Source organism: Cellvibrio sp. 25HG11W-0 (genome assembly GCF_057815475.1).
Genome location: NZ_CM174230.1, coordinates 3,346,883 through 3,364,269 on the forward strand (window position 1 = coordinate 3,346,883; position 17,387 = coordinate 3,364,269).

Sequence of the window (17,387 nt, forward strand, 5' to 3'; positions counted from 1 at the left end):
ATGATTCAGTTCTCCTCCTTGGACTGGGCGGTACTCGCGGGCTTTATGCTGCTGCTTGTTGCTGTAGTGGTCTGGTCAATGCTAGGCAAAGAAAAGAGTACATCCGACTATTTTCTCGCGGGCCGCAATGCGGGCTGGCTGGTGATAGGCTCCTCAATATTTGCCTCCAATATAGGCTCAGAGCACTTAGTGGGCTTGTCCGGTGCGGGCATGCAATCGGGCATGGCAATGGCCCACTGGGAATTGCAATCATGGATTATTTTGTTGCTCGGTTGGGTGTTCGCCCCTTTTTATTGGGGTAGTAAAATTTACACTATGCCGGAGTATTTAGAACGTCGTTACTCTTCGCGCTCGCGTACTTTTTTATCGTTTATTTCACTGGTGAGCTATGTGCTAACCAAGGTGTCGGTTACTGTTTATGCAGGCGGCGTAGTATTAAAAACCATATTAGGAATTGATAGCCTTTGGGGCATAGATTTCTTTTGGATTGCCGCCATGGGGCTGGTGCTCTTCACGGGTGTTTACACGGTTCTGGGCGGAATGAAAGCGATTATGTGGACCTCGGTACTGCAAACACCGGTGCTCATTTTTGGTTCCTTGGTTATTTTGGTCGTAGGCTTGGACAAGGTAGGCGGCTTTGCCGAGCTGGAGCGTATTAACGGCGAGAATATGCACTTAATTCGCTCCGCCGACGATGCCAACTTTCCTTGGCCCGGCGTTATTTTCGGCTCCTTTATTATTGGTTTTTGGTATTGGTGTACAGATCAATATATTGTGCAGCGCGTACTTTCCGCTAAGGGGATTCAAGCGGCGCGACGCGGAACTATTTTTGCAGGCTACTTAAAATTGCTGCCGGTATTTATTTTTCTAATCCCGGGAATGATTGCCTTTGCGCTCAATGCCCAAGGGAAAATTCATGTCGAAAGCGCCGACCAAGCCTTCGCAGTCTTGGTTACTGAACTGCTTCCTTCAGGAGTTAAAGGAATAGTCATCGCTGGCTTACTTGCCGCATTAATGAGTTCATTGGCATCGCTATTTAATTCATCTGCAACACTCTTCACCATCGACTTTTACAAAAAATTTAAACCTGACGCAAGCGAAACCAAGCTGCTTTCCGTTGGGCGTACCGCGACTATAGTTGTGGTTATTTTAGGCGTAGCGTGGATTCCAGTCATGCAAAGGGTGTCTGGCGTTCTCTATGAATATTTACAACTCGTACAGGCGCTTATAGCACCCGGTATTGCAGTCGTCTTTTTACTCGGAGTCTTTTCTAAGCGCATTACACCTACAGCAGGATTTATTGGTTTAGTCAGCGGTTTCGTGCTGGGTATTATGCGCTTAGTACTTACTATATTTAGAGATCAGCTCGATCCAGACGGATTTCTCATGAGCCTTGTCACCATGAATTGGCTTTATTACTGCTCAATGCTATTCCTCATTATTCTTGTATTGGTTATTGCGCTTAGCCTCGTCACCAAACCCGCGAGTGAGGAACAGTTACGCGGTCTAACGTACGGCTCTATAAGCGCAGAACAACGCGCCGAAATTCGCGCGGGAATTGATAAGTGGGACATTATCCATACCTTCGTTATTTTGATGATTACCGCGGCGATTTATACGCTGTTTTGGTAATTTAATCGCTGCTTCAACCCCAAAAAAAGAGCTCTGGCCGGCTCTTTTTTTTGGTTACTATCCCATGAAATTCGATGCAAAAAAAAGCCGCTATAAATAGCGGCAAAATTGTGCGGTGCGATTAAAACACAACACCTTCCAACGACAATGGGTAAAGCTTCAATAAAAACTACATACATCAACAACAGCGGTGCGCTAGGGGTTAGCTAGTGCGCCCCGCTATTTATATTATTATATACTCTTATTGGGTTTATGCTAGCTATTTAGTGGATAAATTTAAACTCGCTGCTTTAGCATGAAATACTTTAATGCCCCCGTTAATTTCAGCTCAAAAAAAAGCTGGGCACTAGGCCCAGCAAAAGGTCAATACAACAATAAATACTTAGTGCAGAACTCAACCTACATTAAGCGGTTAAGCCCGCGATGTTTTAAGCAATGTTATAGAGCGCTTACATCACTGCTAGGGACAATGATGTCGAGCTAACAACCCACTAGAACGAATAGCGCACGCCCACCGCGTAGGTTTTAGAGTAGATTGCATTACCAAAGTTAAACAAGTTTTGATTACCTTCGCCGTAGTAGTTTTGGTAAACATCATCCAACAAATTGGTCCCATCGAAAGTAATCGCCAACTCGTCGCTCACGTCATAGCTAAGCTGGAAGGACAGATCCTGTTCAGGGCGACTCCAAAATTGAATGGGGTTAGCAAAGATAGACGCTTCGTTGCCTTGGAAAAACTTATCACGCCATACGTAAGACAAACGCGCACCAAAGTCTTCTTTCTCGTAAGCCAACACCAAACTGTAGGATGAGTCAGACACACCACTCATCTTCGATTTGTTGTAGCCACTGATACTGCCATCGACAGCAAACTCAGGATTCAGCTGCTCAGAATCGAGCATGGTGTAACTGGCTTGCACACCCAAACCATCCAACATTGCTGGCAGGTTGTCTGGGAAGTAAACCAAACCAATTTCCACACCGCTCAGTTCACCATCAGCCGCATTAACCGAGGCATTCAGCACATAGGGGCGAGTGACGCCATCGTCGCCTTCACGAATGACAGTCTTTTTCCCGTCGATTACCAAACCGTTGATTTCACGCTTGAAGACAGCACCGTAGAGCGAACTGCTTTTTGCAAAATACCACTCCAATGACATATCAACGTTTTTGGAATAAGTAGGGCTCAGCTCTGGGTTGCCACCACTGCCTGTGCCATAAGGCGTGCTGGTTAAAGGGTCTTGCCAAGTTTGATTGGGGTCCAGAGAACCATACTCAGGCATACGCAAGGTTTCGGTATAGGCCACGCGCCCTATCACATCCTCAGTAATATCCCAGTTGAGCACTAAACTCGGTAACACTTCACTCACTGAAGAGGTACCTGGCGTGAGCACTCCATTCTTCCAGAACTCCAAGTCCTGCTGATAATCCACCGCACGCAAACCAAACTCTCCGCTCAAACTATCGCCGAGGTGAAATTTAGTGGTGGCATAGAGCGCGGCGGCGTTTTCATCAACGCTGAAATTTTTAGCCAGAGCCGGAGTACCAAGACCATAAACACTGCGCACTGCATCTTGGTTTTTCAGCAGGTAAGAGCCATCAGCCGTGATAAAACTATCGAATACATTGGCGCGACCACTAAAGTAGTCCGTTGCCGTAAACACCAAACCTGAACCATCACCTGAAGCACCGGCAGCACTCAATAATTGCATTAACTTACTCACGCCAGTATCTTTAATACCTTTATTGTCGTCGCGAGAAAGAACTTCAGCGCCACGAATTTGGTAGCGACCACCGACCTTAATACTCTCGATAAAACTACCATCTAGGACCCAATCGGCATCTATAGAGTAAGCAACCGAATTGCCTTCATTAGTGGAACCATTGTCGTAAATAGTCCCTGCATTCCAATTGCCTACCGCACTGATATCAGACTCATCAACTGCCGTTGCGGGGTTATCCCAGAACGCAACTGAAGGCACGCCGTCACGATTGTTGTAATCCACATCCAACCCATAGGCGGTGCGATCAAAACGCATCGCAAAGAAATTGGTCGTGTATTTACTGTCTTGTACCACCAACTCGGAGTTGAGCGTCAACTTATCCGTTGGCTCCCACTTGGCTCCCAACGCATAGAGGTAACTATCCGTTTTACCATCAGAATAGTCACCACTTTGGAAGCTGCCGTTATCGCGCCCTTGGTGCGCTTTAACAACATTGGTCCCTTCATAAACGACAGGAATAACGATGTTGCCATTTTGATGTTCAAGAGTATTAGTGAACCACATAGCATTTTGCTGGGTATTGCGATAGCCGGTATAGAAACCTTCTGCGAGGAATTCCCACTCATCATTCGGAGCCCATTGCAAAGAAAAACTTGCCGCAGGGCGCTTACGAAAACCTGATAAAGAGGTGCCAAACACCGCGTCGCGCATCAACAAATAGTCAACGGTTTCACCATCGACGTTCATGGTTGAACCCGCGCTGTAAGGAATACCTGTTTCCAAACCGGCCTGCCAAACCTGATTGCCGCTTGAAGTATTAGGAATCATTTTATATGGCGAATAATTAGATGCAGGCGACTCAGAAAAGTAAGGGAACACCGCACCGGCAGTCATAGTGTCATCGCGAAAATGAGTTTCAGCGTAGCCAACATTGACCAAGGCACCGAATTCACCGCCACTTTCCAGATCCCAACGATTGCTGTAAAGCGCACTAAAATTGGGATCAATTTCATCAGGCTGATCAGAATAAATAGCGCGTCCCGCTAACACCACTTTCTCACCGGAAAACATAAACGGACGGTTAGTTTTTACGTCGATAGAACCCGCGATACCACGCTCGGTGCGTTCAGCAGAGCGCGTCTTATAAACATTAACGCTGCTCAGCAAGCTTGCAGGGATATCCCAAATTGCGACATCGCGACCCACACCGGTGAACACATCGCGACCATTGACCGTGGTATTTACGTCGGTCAAACCACGGATCGAAATACCCGTCACTTCACCGCCGCCGCGACCGGTAGTTTGCACCCCCGTTACACGCTGCAGGGCTTCTACTACGTTGTTATCCGGAAACTTACCAATATCTTCAGCGACAATGGCATCTACGATTTGCGTATTGTTACGCTTGATATCGAGCGCTTTTGTTAAGCTGCTGCGAATACCCGTAACAACAAGCTCTTCCACTTGTTCGTCTTGCGCGCTGCTGCTTTGCGCCATCATTGCAGCAACTATTGCGCTGACTAATGCTGTTTTCTTAAACATATTTAACTCCACAATATTTAGTAGTGTGTGAGCTAATGCTCTGCGCATTAACTCAACCCAAAAAGAATCAACGATAGGGAGGTGTCACCCCCCATAGTCTGTTTATTGATTGGCTGTTAATCCTTCTTGATAGAGAGAGTTAATTCGTTCGTTACTGATCGTGCCCGTGAACACTTTCAGCTCATCAATTGCACCGTTATAAGGGGTATCCCAATAGTTAACGCCCAGCGCAAACTCATTGGTTTCACCCGCAACCGTCATAACACGCGGGAATCCAGCAGCTTCAAGTTGCAGTGCGCCGTCAACGTACATTTTGATGGTGTTGTTCTTTTCGCCGTCCACCATTAGGACTAAGTGCGTCCATTTATTTAGGGGGATACGACTACCTAGTTCTGCATTATCGAAAAAGGCGCCCATGTTGGCCCACAGACGGGTTTTATTTGAACCCGTCATAGACGGAACCAAACTTAGCCACGCATTGGCGCTCGCGCCACCAAAGAATGCTGTGGTGTAATCAGTAAATGCCGTCGGCTTTAACCAAAGTGAAATGGTATAGCTGTTAGTGGTGATCAAGTTGTCAGGTAAACGAACCCCCGATAAACCATTCAAATTCACCGCCTGCCCTTTAACACCTGCAACATAACTCACCGCGCCGCCCGTATTCCACAGGAAATTACCGGTCACGGTGCCCGCATTTGCAACTGCATTTAAGGCGGTCAAATCGCCCTCAAAGGCGTACTCCGCTGGCGCTAAAGATTTAACCGTCACTTGAAACTCTTTGGTGTCGGTAAAATTTTGATATGCAATGTGTGCGGTCAAAGTAATTGTCTTATCGCCTTCATCGGCCGTAGGCTGGGTAACAACCGCGGTACCATTGGTAGGCTTCAGGTAGCGCTCGTCACTTGATGTCCAGCTGATACCTGAAACAAATGGACCGACGCGAATTAAACTAAAATCTTCACGTACCGCAGACAGATCGCCCAACTCCAATGCATTTTTTACAAAGCCAGCAAATTGCGCAGGATCGGTTAAATTGTTTATAGCCGCACCATTGATATCCAAACTGCTCAGGGCGTAGTCATACACAATGAACTCATCAATTTGCCCTACGAAGGGTAAGTCCCAACCGTAGTTAACGCCCAAAGCAAACATACCACCGGTGCCATTGAAAATATCCTGACGCGGCATAGCACCAACAAGTGCACCATCAACATAAAGCTTCATGGTTTTATCGGCATAGGTAATCGCCACATGTTGCCATGCATTTAGCGGTGCTTTAGCGCTATGTATGATTTGATTCCAATCATCATCCAAGGTTGTATCGGCTTGGAAAATGGTGCTCCACAACAGCGCGGTGGTAGTGAAATGTGCAGCGCTATCGGGGATAAAACTAATCCACTGATCAGTCGCTTTGGTGGCAAAAAATGCAGGCGTATAAGCAGTGAGCGCATCCGCTTTCATCCAGAAAGAAACCGTGTACTGACTAGAATTAATAATGTTGTCTGGCAGCCTTACGCCATTATTACCCAAGAAGTTAAATGCCTGACCTGCGTAGCCAGCGGTGTACGCAGGCGCCGTAAGGTTGAGGTTCAACAGGTTGTTGTCCGTTGTATTCGCAACGGCAAAATTGCCTAAGCTATCGGTTAAGGCTCCATCAAACGAATAACGAGCCACTGCATTTTTAAACGCGGGGCGCGCTTTAATGGTGATGTTGAATGTCTTTGAAGTAGCTTGACCACCTAACAAAAGATTCGCCGTTAAGACAACCTTTTGGTCGCCAAGATCAGGCGTGGGAATAAATACATTACCTTTTGAGTCGATAAAATATTCGTTGCTGCTTACCCAATTAATGACAGTGCCACTTTTACCAATAGTCGGTAGCGAGTAGCCTTCATCGGCAAGGGTTAATTCGGTTTTGATATTCAGTGCGTCAGCAACGGTATTCAATGCAGCCATGGTGCCGGCAATGGTATCGGTGCGACTACCAAATACCGATGAACCATCGCGCGCCATAGCGGTAAACACGGGAACCAATTCTTTCAGACCATTATCCCACTGCCACTTGAGCACACCGAAATAAGTGCCTGAATCCAATACCAGTTTGATGGAATCATCACCTTGTGACATCCACGAACCCTTTTCACTACCGGTTACGCTGCGATTTTCATTGAGCGTGATATAGCCCGATTTAATCGCCGTTTTATTCACGGCCTTGCCTTGATTTACAAACTTGTAGTGACCTGGCACCTGCGCAAGATCCACCAAATTACTGCCCGTAAGTGGAACAAAGCGCTCGGGTGATACCACTAACCAGCCTTCTTTGTTAACAAACATTTCATGGGTGCGCACAGCATGTGCTTCGGGGTTGGTGGGATAGGCGGTAGCCGATGGGGGGAAGCGCGTGTGCGTCACCAACAAGTGACGGCCAGTGGCGGCATCGTAATAAGCTGAGTTGTGACCGGGTGATTGATAACCCCAAGACGGACCCACTTCGCCCAAGGTTTGGGTAAACTCAAAACCGCCCAACAATTTAGCACCCACTTCAAGAGTGCCGGTAATTTTGGAAATATCATTGCCCTCTGGATCAAGGTAAGGACCTTGAGGCGCTTTGGAGCGCGCAATACGAATATTGTAACCATCGTTCGCCGCAAAGCCCGCTACCGAATAAAACAAATAGTAGTAATCTGCTACTGGGCTATAGATAACAAATGAACCCTCAATAGCGCGGTAATCGCCGCCTAACAAACGCGTGCCATAGCCTTGACCCACTACTGGCTTACCCGTTGTTTCATCCATATCCAGAATATAAATACCACCCGAATAAGAACCGTAAACCATCCACAACTTGCCGTTTTTATCGTAGAACGCGGCAGGATCTATCGCATTGGGATCAATTGCGGCGTTGTAGGTTGTCTGGCCGTTATCCAGTGGGTGCGCTATAAATTCGTCGGCGTTTCTATAGCCGCTGCGCAAGAAAACACCTTTGTTTACATAGGGACCTTGCACCGAATCGGCTTCCGCCAAACCTAAGTAAGAGCGATTCCAGCATCCACCATTATCTGCTTCAACTTGCGCGCAGTGGTTATAGTAGAACCAATATTTGCCGTTGGGTGCTTTGATAACATCAGCTGCCCAGTTACCTTTAAAACCATCGGTCCACGCAATGCCTTCAGCTGCTTGCGTGGAGTAGGTATTAAACAGAGGGCTCTCATCTACCGAGCCATTACCCGAAAGTACGGATATGTATTCCCAGTTAATTAAATCAGTCGATTTAGCCGCAGCCAAATGCGATCCGAAAATATAATAGCCATCATCAGCTTTAACGATTGATGGATCATGCACACCAATATCTTGCCAGGCCACAGCGCCATTGCCGGCAAGGGGGACAGTGTTGGACATGCTCGGTTTGCTATAGGTTGGCTCGACTGACGCGGGAACCGCTGCGTAGGTTTTATCACCGCCGCCACTGCCGCCACCACAGCCGCCTAAAATAAGCAGGCTGCCCATGACGAGCGCTATATTGGATAGCTTCATATGAATGTACTCTCTCTGTTGTTATTTCTTATTTAAAAAACTGGGTGTTTTAAAAACAACCAAGCACCGCTGCCATAGGCAAAAGGGCGCTCGATCTTTAGTCTTTACTGTTGACATTTTATCATACAATATTACTATAATTTATGTTGTCACAATGTTATCGGGGAGTAAAGCCCAAAACAACAATTTCTGCACCATTCGTCGGCAAGCTATGTATTCAATCTACGTGCGCCAGTACCTTGAGTATTGTCGACATCCACCAAAGTTCTACCCATGACAGTGAAGATAGCGCACGGCATTCAATAACCCGTGTTCGGCGTGAACTCAATGAAAAGGGCATTAAAAATCAGCAGTTTATGACTGAGCCAAAAACACCTATCCCAAAGGTGTCACTTAAAAAAAAGCCCGCTGATAAGCGAGCTTAGGGACTGCGTTTTTACGCTTCGCGTTTAGACAGGATCAATTGACTAGTCAATCATTGAGGGCTTACCAAACACTGGCATACCCTGCGCATTCCAGCGGAGGGGTTTTACGAAGGTGTGACGATCAGGATTCCAGAGTGGGTCTCCCTCAATTTCTGTGTAAGTCCGTGCGTGATATACCAGCATCACCGTGTTGCCATCTTCAGCATAAGTAAAACTATTATGCCCAGGACCGTAAATTCTATTTTCAAGGTCCGAGCACAACACAGGCTCTTGCGATTTAACCCATGACACAGGGTTAAGCAGGTCAGCGTTTTCATCTGCCCAAAGCAAACCCATTGCATAGTTTTCATCCGTGGCACTGGCCGAGTAGCTGATAAAAATCTTGCCATTGCGCTTTAATACCGATGGACCTTCGTTCACCCAAAAGCCGCGAATTTCCCACTCAAATTCCGGCTTGGTCAGCATTACCGGTGCACCAGCCAATTGCCACGGTGTTTTCATCGGGGCGATATACAAATTGGAATTACCGTGAACATTCACATCTTTTTGCGCCCACAAATAATACAAGACACCGTTATGAGTGAAGGTGGTGGCATCTAAACAAAACGTATCTATACCGCTATCGACTTGCCCCATAAATTCCCACTCGCCCTCAAGTGGGTTTTCATTTTTATTGCGCACGCAATACATCCGATGCTGGAATAGATCGAATTTAATTTCTCGGCTGGGAGCTGCGGCAAAGTACACATACCACGCCGACTCACCCGACTCTGGATCTTTATTAAAGTGAATCTCAGGCGCCCAGAGCAGCTCGCTATAGGGGCCAGTTTCTGGTTTAAACCAGGCGTCAACCGTTGGCGCTGTCGCCAGCTCGGCAATGGTTTTTGCACGGCGCAATTCAATACGGTCGTAGGCCGGTACCGACGCGGTAAAATAGTAGTAGCCGTCGCTGTGTTTATAAATAAACGGATCAGCGCGCTGGGGGATCAAAGGTTTTAACAATTCACTCACAAAAAATCTCCACTTTTTCTAAATGTTACGTGTAGGTTGACGGTGAGAAACGAATCCCAACATGGCCATGTCGCACCAACCGCCGTAAATCTGAGCGCATATTTAATTGGCTTTTGGCGGTGCAGCAAGATGGTCGTGTTGGGGTTCGCAAGCTCACCACCAACCTACTTTAATTTTGCGCAATGTAGCCTTTTTCACGCATGGTATTTTTCAGTTCGCCGTAATAGCTGTCATTAATGCGATACTTAAACATCAACAGGCCCATCAGCGCATGGAAGCAGCCGGGAATCACCGACAGCATTAAGGCAATACCCATCATCGAGGTTTCCGATTGCGCTTGATTGGGCACATATTGAAAATAGGTGAGCAGCGAACCCACCATCAAACCGGCAATACCCATACCCGCCTTTTGGCCCACGGATATTCCACCATAGGCAAAACCGGAGACACGCTTGCCATTTTTAACTTGGCCGTAATCAATCGTCTCGGAAATAATGGACCAAAACACTGGCGCATGCAGATCAACCACAAACGATAATAAAAAATACAACACAAACGCCAACAACATATCTTGTGGCCCCACCAACACATAAATAGCCACGCTCAAGCCAGCGACCATTAATTGGGTGTAGCGAAACAAATTAATTTTGCAGTAGAACTTGGTAATCCAAGTGGAGGCAATCATCGCTAAAATAGCGGCAGCTACACCGGTGGATAAAAATGCTGATACAGTTTTTGCGTCGCCACCTAAATAATATTTAGCGTAATAGATGGCAACCGAACCGCGAATTACATAGCCGATAGTCCCAGTCACACAGACGCCGACCAAAATTAACCACTGATCATTTTTTAATAATTGCAAAAACTGACTGAGCAGCGGCTGCGGTTCAACCACGTGCACCACGCGCTCGGTGGTATTGAAATAGCAGAACAAAAACATGGCGGCGCCTATCACCGACATTATGGCCATCGCCACTTGATAGCCCACCGATTTATCGACCCACATGCCCGCCACTAGCGGCACCACAATCGCCACCATAAAAGCACCGATTTTGGCGAGAAATAAACGGTAGCCGTTAGCCGACAGTTTTTCTTTGGGGTCGCTGGTGAGCGCACTAGGCAAAGAAATATAGGGAATGCCAACACCCGAGGTAATCAGCGTCATCATAATGTAGGTGGAATAGGCCCAAATTAATTTGGCATCGTAGGCCCAATTGGGCGTAGTGAATACAAAGAACACACTAACCGCATAGGGAATTGCCAACCAGAGTAGCCAGGGTCGATAGCGGCCCTGCAAAAACGTAAATTTATCGGTGATCTGCCCCATCACCAAATCAGATATAGCGCCAACGATTTTTACGGTAAAAAAAAGTATGCCCATATCCATGGGAGTTAAACCAAAGATATCAGTGTAATAAAACGTGATGATCAACATCATGGAGGAGATAACCACATTCAACGCCATATCGCCGGCGCCGAATCCGATTTTTTCCATGATCGACATCTTATCGTTTGCTGTAGCTGGGTGTGCTTGCATTATTATTTTTCCTCGTAATTTTTTACTCAGAGCCACGCTTTATCTAATAGACAAATAATGGCGTTAAAAAAAGCGGCAATACACCAAAGAGTAATTGCCGCTTCCTTAAATTTAAAAAGTTCCAAACCGCGCGCTGCTTTTAGCGTCTATTTCTGCCTCAGTGCATTAACGGGCTCAGCTGCCTTGCAGTCAAAATTTTCAGCCTTTTCAGAGTCACCTGTGCCGCGATAATGCGCGTAACTGGGGTAAGGACAGAGTGGACGACTGCGTTTGGGAAAAGCATCCCCCGTAACCCTTACTTGCTCCGGCACTTTATTGTTTTCAACCCAGCCGACTATGGGGTCGATCATATCAAAGCGATCCAGCGTGGCTGAGCCACCACCGCAATGGCCCATGCCCGGCACCAGGAACAAGCGGCTCCACTTTGCGACCTCTGCCGCACCGCCATTATCCTTAACCAGCTGATCGTAATAACGTGCAGTCTCCTGCGCAGAGAACCAGGGATCGCTCACTCCGTGATAAAAAATTAGCTTGCCGCCATTGCTGGAGAACGTATTTAACAGGGTCCAATAAGCCGTATCCCCCACAAAAGCGTTCGCCGTTGCCGCCTGCATGGCTTCGTCATCTATATCCATTGTGGTTGTTTGTACTGGCCCGTTTACCGGATGAAAACCAGGATTTAACAAGCCGGGAATTCCTTGAGAATCGGCAATACCTGTGTCAAACCAAAAGCCGGGATAAATTTGTACACCGCGCGAATTTTTTGGGCCCGCAAAACCCTGTTTGATCGCTGCCGCCTGTGCGCGACTAATGCAGCCATCGGTCTTTTTACCTGCGCAAACCAGCGTCATAGGATCAAAGTGACAACCGGATGGATTGGCGATCATCTTGTCCACTACCCCATCCTCTGCATCGCAAGCCTGCAACAAGCCTCTAATCACTACCGACTTATCCTGTGCCGAAAGTGCGCGTTCAGAAATTGGTTTGCCCTGCGCATCCTTAGGTGCAGCCTGATTCAATGACACAGCAACCCATTTGTCCGCCAGATTGGAAAAACTGGTACGCATGGCAGGTGCTCCAGCCACTATACCGTCAAACAAACGCGGATAGCGCTGGGACATCAGCATGGCTTCACGCCCGCCAGTGGAACAACCCATAAAATAAGAGTGCTCAATAGCGCGGCCGTAGTGTTGCGCAACTATTTGCTTCGCCGTCAGCGCAACCTTACCAATGGCTTGATATAAAAAATTCAGCGCCGCTTCTTGATCGTTAAAAAAGCTCGCATCAAAACCCTGATCACTTTGGTGCCCAGTATCTGTGGTCACTACCGCAAAACCGCGCTGCAACCCTGTGATGTCGCCAGCGGCACTGGTACCCAAAGGCGCGGCTATTACACCATTAAGTCCACCGCCGCCCTGCATCATCAGGCGACCATTCCAGTTCTGGGGCAAGGCAATAGAAAATCCAATGGCATAGGATTTACCCGCAACGCCACTGCGCTCATCCATCACGCCATCTATTTGGCAATAGCTGGCAAGTGTCCCCGCATAGGGTCGCTGATAAGGAACCGAAGGCACCGGGCCAGCAGGAACCAGGCGTGCACTTTTGATAACGACATTGTGCTCTGCAGACTTAAAACTCAAGACGTTACTGCAAGCAATTTTCTCCTTTGACGCCGATGTCGATGCTGCTGTGTCCAAATTGGAACAGGAAACTGCAAGGCAGCTTAAACTCACAACACCCAATAATTTTTTTATGAAATCCATAGCAACTTCTCTGTCGTTATTTTTTTGGTAAACACTTTATTGGCGAACACTTTATTGGCAAATAATTTTATTGAAAAACTGGTTATGGAATAGTGCTTTTTTAACAAAAACTGGATGGATTATTAAGCCAATTCAACTTGGCGCAACAGAGGCATATTGTTCATATTGCAATTCAGGCATCACATTCCCTGTGATGAACGAAATTTTTACGACTAACTACACACCATCTTTCAAGTGATAGTAAGCAGCGTTGTGGCGCAACTCAGTTTTAAAGTTGCGCACGGTGGTATCTTCACCAATCACCACTGCCTCAATACCGGCCATTTCAGCATAGTCCACAATCTCATCGGCCGTTACACCTTGCGTGTAGGCACTGTGATGTGCGCCACCTGCTTGAATCCAAGCTGCGGCTGAAATTTCCAAGTTGGGGCGCGGCTCCCACAAGGCTTTTGCCACAGGTAGATTAGGCAATTCTTGCGCGGGTGTTACCGTATCTACTTCGTTGATAATCACGCGGAAACGCGTGCCAATATCGATTAACGAAATACACAGCGCTGGGCCAGCTTTACCGGTAAAAATTAAACGGGCAATGTCATTGCGGCAACCGATAGTGTGCAAATGTACTTCCAGTTTTGGTTTTTCAGCCGCGATAGTAGGACAAACTTCCAACATATGTGCGCCCAATACTTGATCCACACCACCTACATGCACGGCACCGAAGTGATAAGTGTAGTCTTCCATAAAGGAGGAACCACCCGCGCGACCTTTGGATATCACTTTGCAGATGTGTACCATCGCCGCGGTTTTCCAATCGCCCTCACCACCGTAACCAAAACCTGCGGCCATCAAACGTTGCGTCGCAAGACCTGGAAGGTTGGTTAAGCCAGTCAGATTTTCGAAGCAATTGGTAAATGCTCCAAACTCGCCGTCGGTCAAAAATTTCAGCATACCCAACTCCAAACGCGCTTCATTTTTCAGCATTTGGTATTGATGCTCATCGGCAAATATTGCCGAATTTACGTCGTATTCTTGTTTGTAGATTTCGATTTGCGCTGCAACCTGCTCATCAGTGACTGCATCGACGACTTTTTGCAGATCGCCCAAACCGTAAGCATGAACTTCGTAACCAAATTTAATTTGTGCAGCTACTTTGTCGCCGTCAGTTACAGCCACTTGACGCATGTTGTCGCCAAAGCGTGCGACTTTTAAATTCTGGCTGGCATACCAACCCATAGCGACGCGGCACCAGCTGTCGATTTGTTTTTGCACCGATTCAGTTGCCCAGTGACCTACAACCACTTTGCGCTCTTGACGCAAGCGGGTGCTCACATGACCAAACTCGCGGTCGCCGTGAGCCGATTGGTTGAGGTTCATAAAGTGCATGTTGATCTCAGCAAACGGCAGTTCAGCATTGAACTGGGTGTGCAAATGCATGTAAGGCTTGCTCAGTGCGCTTAACCCGGCGATCCACATTTTTGCGGGAGAGAAAGTGTGCATCCACAAAATCAAACCAACACAGTTGGGATTACTGTTCGCCGCTTGGCATACCGCTAAAATTTCTTTAGGAGACTTCACCGTGTCCTGTGCAATCACTTTGATCGAAATTTTGTTGGACTCAGTAAGGCCCGCCGCTATTTTTTGGCTGTTTTCAGCAACTTGCTTTAATACACCTGGGCCATATAAATCTTGCGAACCCGTTACCAACCAAACTTCTTTATCGCCGTATATTTTCATGTTAATTCCTCAATATTTTCTAGTGTGCCAAGTGTTTCAGCTCAGCTTACGATTTCTGTATTAATCAAATTTTAAATAGTAATGTGACTATATTATTTTTGCCCGTAGTAAGCATTTTTCCCGTGCTTGCGCAAATAGTGTTTATCTACAATGCCTTGTTTTAACGGCGCGGTTGTTTGTTGTAGGGTTTTCGTCAGGTAGGCCATACGCGCAATTTCTTCGAGAATCACTGCGTGGTAAACCGCATCAGCACCACTTTTGCCCCAAGTAAAGGGGGCGTGGCCCGCAACAATTACCATGGGTACTTCAAGCGGGCTGCGAGTTTTAAAGCAGTCGGTAATTTGCACGCCTGTTTCTTCTTCGTAATCGCGTTCTATTTGTGCATCGCTCATTACTGCAGTACAGGGAATTTCGCCGTAGGCGTAATCCGCATGCGTGGTGCCAAAACAGGGGATGGCTTGTTGGGTTTGCGCCCAAGCAGTGGCATAGGTTGAGTGGGTATGGGTCACACCACCTATGCTGTCAAAATGGCGATATAAATGGGTGTGCGTTTTAGTGTCAGATGAAGGGCGCATTTTTCCTTCAACGACAGCATTTTCCAGATCCACAATAACCATATCGTCGGGAGTCATGACTTCGTAAGACACACCACTCGGTTTAATCGCAATAACACCTTTTGCGCGATCAATTTGCGAAACATTGCCCCAGGTATACACCACCAAATTGCGGCGATTTAATTCCATATTAGCTTCAAACGTTTCGCGTTTTAATTCGGTGTAGCTCATATTCCAGCCCCCTTAACAGCGCCCGTACTTTCAAAGGCTGCCAGCGCCAAATACTGTTTATACAAGCCTTCATAAGCAGCGGCAGCCTGTGCATTCGGCTGGTAGGTTTTACACACACTTGAGGCCATTACTTTTTGCGCACTGGCAACATCGGGGTAAACGCCGCCGACGACGGCCGCAAAAATCGCAGCACCTAAAGCACAGCTCTGCTCGCTCTCTAATACTTCAATAGGGCAATTCCAAACATCGGCACAGGTTTGCATTACAAAGTCAGATTTTTTGGAGATGCCGCCAATGGCCACCACCGAGTTAACCGCGACACCTTCCTGTTTAAAGCGCTCAATAATCGCGCGTGCACCGTAGGCTGTCGCTTCGACCAAGGCGCGAAAAATATGCGGCGCGCTGCTGCCCATTTTCAAACCGGCAATTGCCATAGCAACAGTTTGGTCCGCATCGGGGGTGCGGCGACCATTGACCCAATCGAGCGCGGTGATACCTGCCTCGCCAATCGCGAGCTGGCTAGCGGCTTGGCTGAGCGCCACCAATGTTTTGTCTTCAATTTCTTGCGCAAGTTGCTGCTTAGTCGCTTCATCAATCAAAGCGGAGCTCTGCAGAATATTCACCACGGGCCAGTTCACTAAATTGCGGAACCACGCATACAGATCGCCAAATGCCGATTGCCCCGCCTCCAAACCAACGAAGCCAGGTGTTACCGAACCATCTACTTGGCCGCAAATACCCGCGATGCATTTATCGCCAATATCGTCATAAGTGGCGACGGTAATATCACAGGTGGACGTGCCCATAATTTTGGTGAGTACACCAGGCTTTACATTGGCAGCAACGGCGCCCATGTGACAATCAAACGCACTGAAACTGACCGGAGTGCCCAGTGGCAAACCCAATTTTTGCGCCCAGTCGGCAATTAAATGGCCGCAGGTTTGATCAGACGTGAAAGTCGCGGCAGGCAATTTATCGCGCAAACCATTAAGCAAAGGATCTATGCCGACAAAAAAATCATTGGGTGGATAACCGCCCCAGCTTTGATGCCACATTAATTTATGGCCGGTTGCACAGCGGCCCATGCGTAATTGACTCGGGTGAGTGGTGCCCGTAAGTACGGCAGACATCCAATCGCAATGCTCTACCCAGAGATAAGCAGCCTGAGCTACTGCCGCATCTTCGCGGAGTACGTGTAAGGTTTTTGCCCAAAACCATTCAGACGAATAAATACCACCTTCGTATTTCAAGTAATTTTCGTTTGCCTTACTTGCCGCCGCGGTAATTTCTTGAGCTTCTTTTACCGCTGTGTGATCTTTCCACAACACAAACATAGCGTTTGGGTTCTCAGCAAACTCGGGTTTGAGCGCTAAGGCAACGCCCTGATCATCAATCGCGATAGGCGTAGACCCCGTTGTATCAAAGGCTAGGCCGACCACTTGTGCCGCTGCATTGGCGGGTGCCACAGCCCATAGGCCTTGCACTACCTGCTCTAAGCTTTCGAGATAATCGAGGGGATGCTGGCGGAATTGATCTTTTGCAGGCACACAAAACAGACCTTTTTTCCAGCGTGGGTAATAAACCACATGGCTCGCCACTTCTTTACCCGTCAGGGCATCTACCAACAGCGCTCTGACCGAGTCAGAACCGTAATCCAGCCCCAAGGCGTAGGACGTCATATTTCCACCTATTTTTAT

9 protein-coding genes are annotated in these 17,387 nt (G+C 47.5%); 1 reads left to right on the forward strand and 8 read right to left on the reverse strand.

What is annotated here, in order from left to right:
* On the forward strand, positions 1 to 1,632 hold the full coding sequence (locus tag AC0KUT_RS14005) for a sodium:solute symporter (protein ID WP_488830856.1): 1,632 nt from the start codon (positions 1 to 3) through the stop codon (positions 1,630 to 1,632).
* Positions 1,633 to 2,123: 491 nt separating this feature from the next.
* Here AC0KUT_RS14005 and AC0KUT_RS14010 read toward each other — a convergent pair whose 3' ends face one another.
* The 8 genes from AC0KUT_RS14010 to AC0KUT_RS14045 all read right to left on the reverse strand — a co-directional run bounded on the left by AC0KUT_RS14010 (position 2,124) and on the right by AC0KUT_RS14045 (position 17,369).
* On the reverse strand, positions 2,124 to 4,898 hold the full coding sequence (locus AC0KUT_RS14010) for a TonB-dependent receptor (RefSeq protein ID WP_488830857.1): 2,775 nt from the start codon (positions 4,896 to 4,898) through the stop codon (positions 2,124 to 2,126).
* A 102-nt stretch (positions 4,899 to 5,000) separates the two neighbouring features.
* Positions 5,001 to 8,432 carry a LamG-like jellyroll fold domain-containing protein gene (locus AC0KUT_RS14015; protein ID WP_488830859.1) on the reverse strand — a complete coding sequence of 1,144 codons (3,432 nt, stop codon included), beginning with the start codon at positions 8,430 to 8,432 and terminating at the stop codon, positions 5,001 to 5,003.
* Positions 8,433 to 8,899: 467 nt separating this feature from the next.
* Complete coding sequence (locus AC0KUT_RS14020; protein ID WP_488830861.1) at positions 8,900 to 9,868, reverse strand: glycoside hydrolase family 43 protein; 969 nt, start codon at positions 9,866 to 9,868, stop codon at positions 8,900 to 8,902.
* 169 nt (positions 9,869 to 10,037) lie between these two features.
* Complete coding sequence (locus AC0KUT_RS14025; protein WP_488830863.1) at positions 10,038 to 11,405, reverse strand: MFS transporter; 1,368 nt, start codon at positions 11,403 to 11,405, stop codon at positions 10,038 to 10,040.
* Between the two features lie 146 nt (positions 11,406 to 11,551).
* A complete protein-coding gene (locus tag AC0KUT_RS14030; RefSeq protein ID WP_488830865.1) occupies positions 11,552 to 13,171 on the reverse strand; it encodes a DUF6351 family protein in 1,620 nt (539 codons plus the stop codon).
* Between the two features lie 216 nt (positions 13,172 to 13,387).
* The gene (gene araA / locus AC0KUT_RS14035) at positions 13,388 to 14,905 is read right to left on the reverse strand and encodes an L-arabinose isomerase (RefSeq protein ID WP_488830867.1); all 1,518 of its coding nucleotides are present in this window, start codon (positions 14,903 to 14,905) and stop codon (positions 13,388 to 13,390) included.
* Positions 14,906 to 14,997: 92 nt separating this feature from the next.
* A complete protein-coding gene (locus AC0KUT_RS14040) occupies positions 14,998 to 15,690 on the reverse strand; it encodes an L-ribulose-5-phosphate 4-epimerase (RefSeq protein WP_488830869.1) in 693 nt (230 codons plus the stop codon).
* Positions 15,687 to 17,369 carry a ribulokinase gene (locus tag AC0KUT_RS14045; protein WP_488830871.1) on the reverse strand — a complete coding sequence of 561 codons (1,683 nt, stop codon included), beginning with the start codon at positions 17,367 to 17,369 and terminating at the stop codon, positions 15,687 to 15,689. Before AC0KUT_RS14045 ends, AC0KUT_RS14040 begins: the two co-directional genes overlap by 4 nt.
* Positions 17,370 to 17,387: the final 18 nt, after the last annotated feature.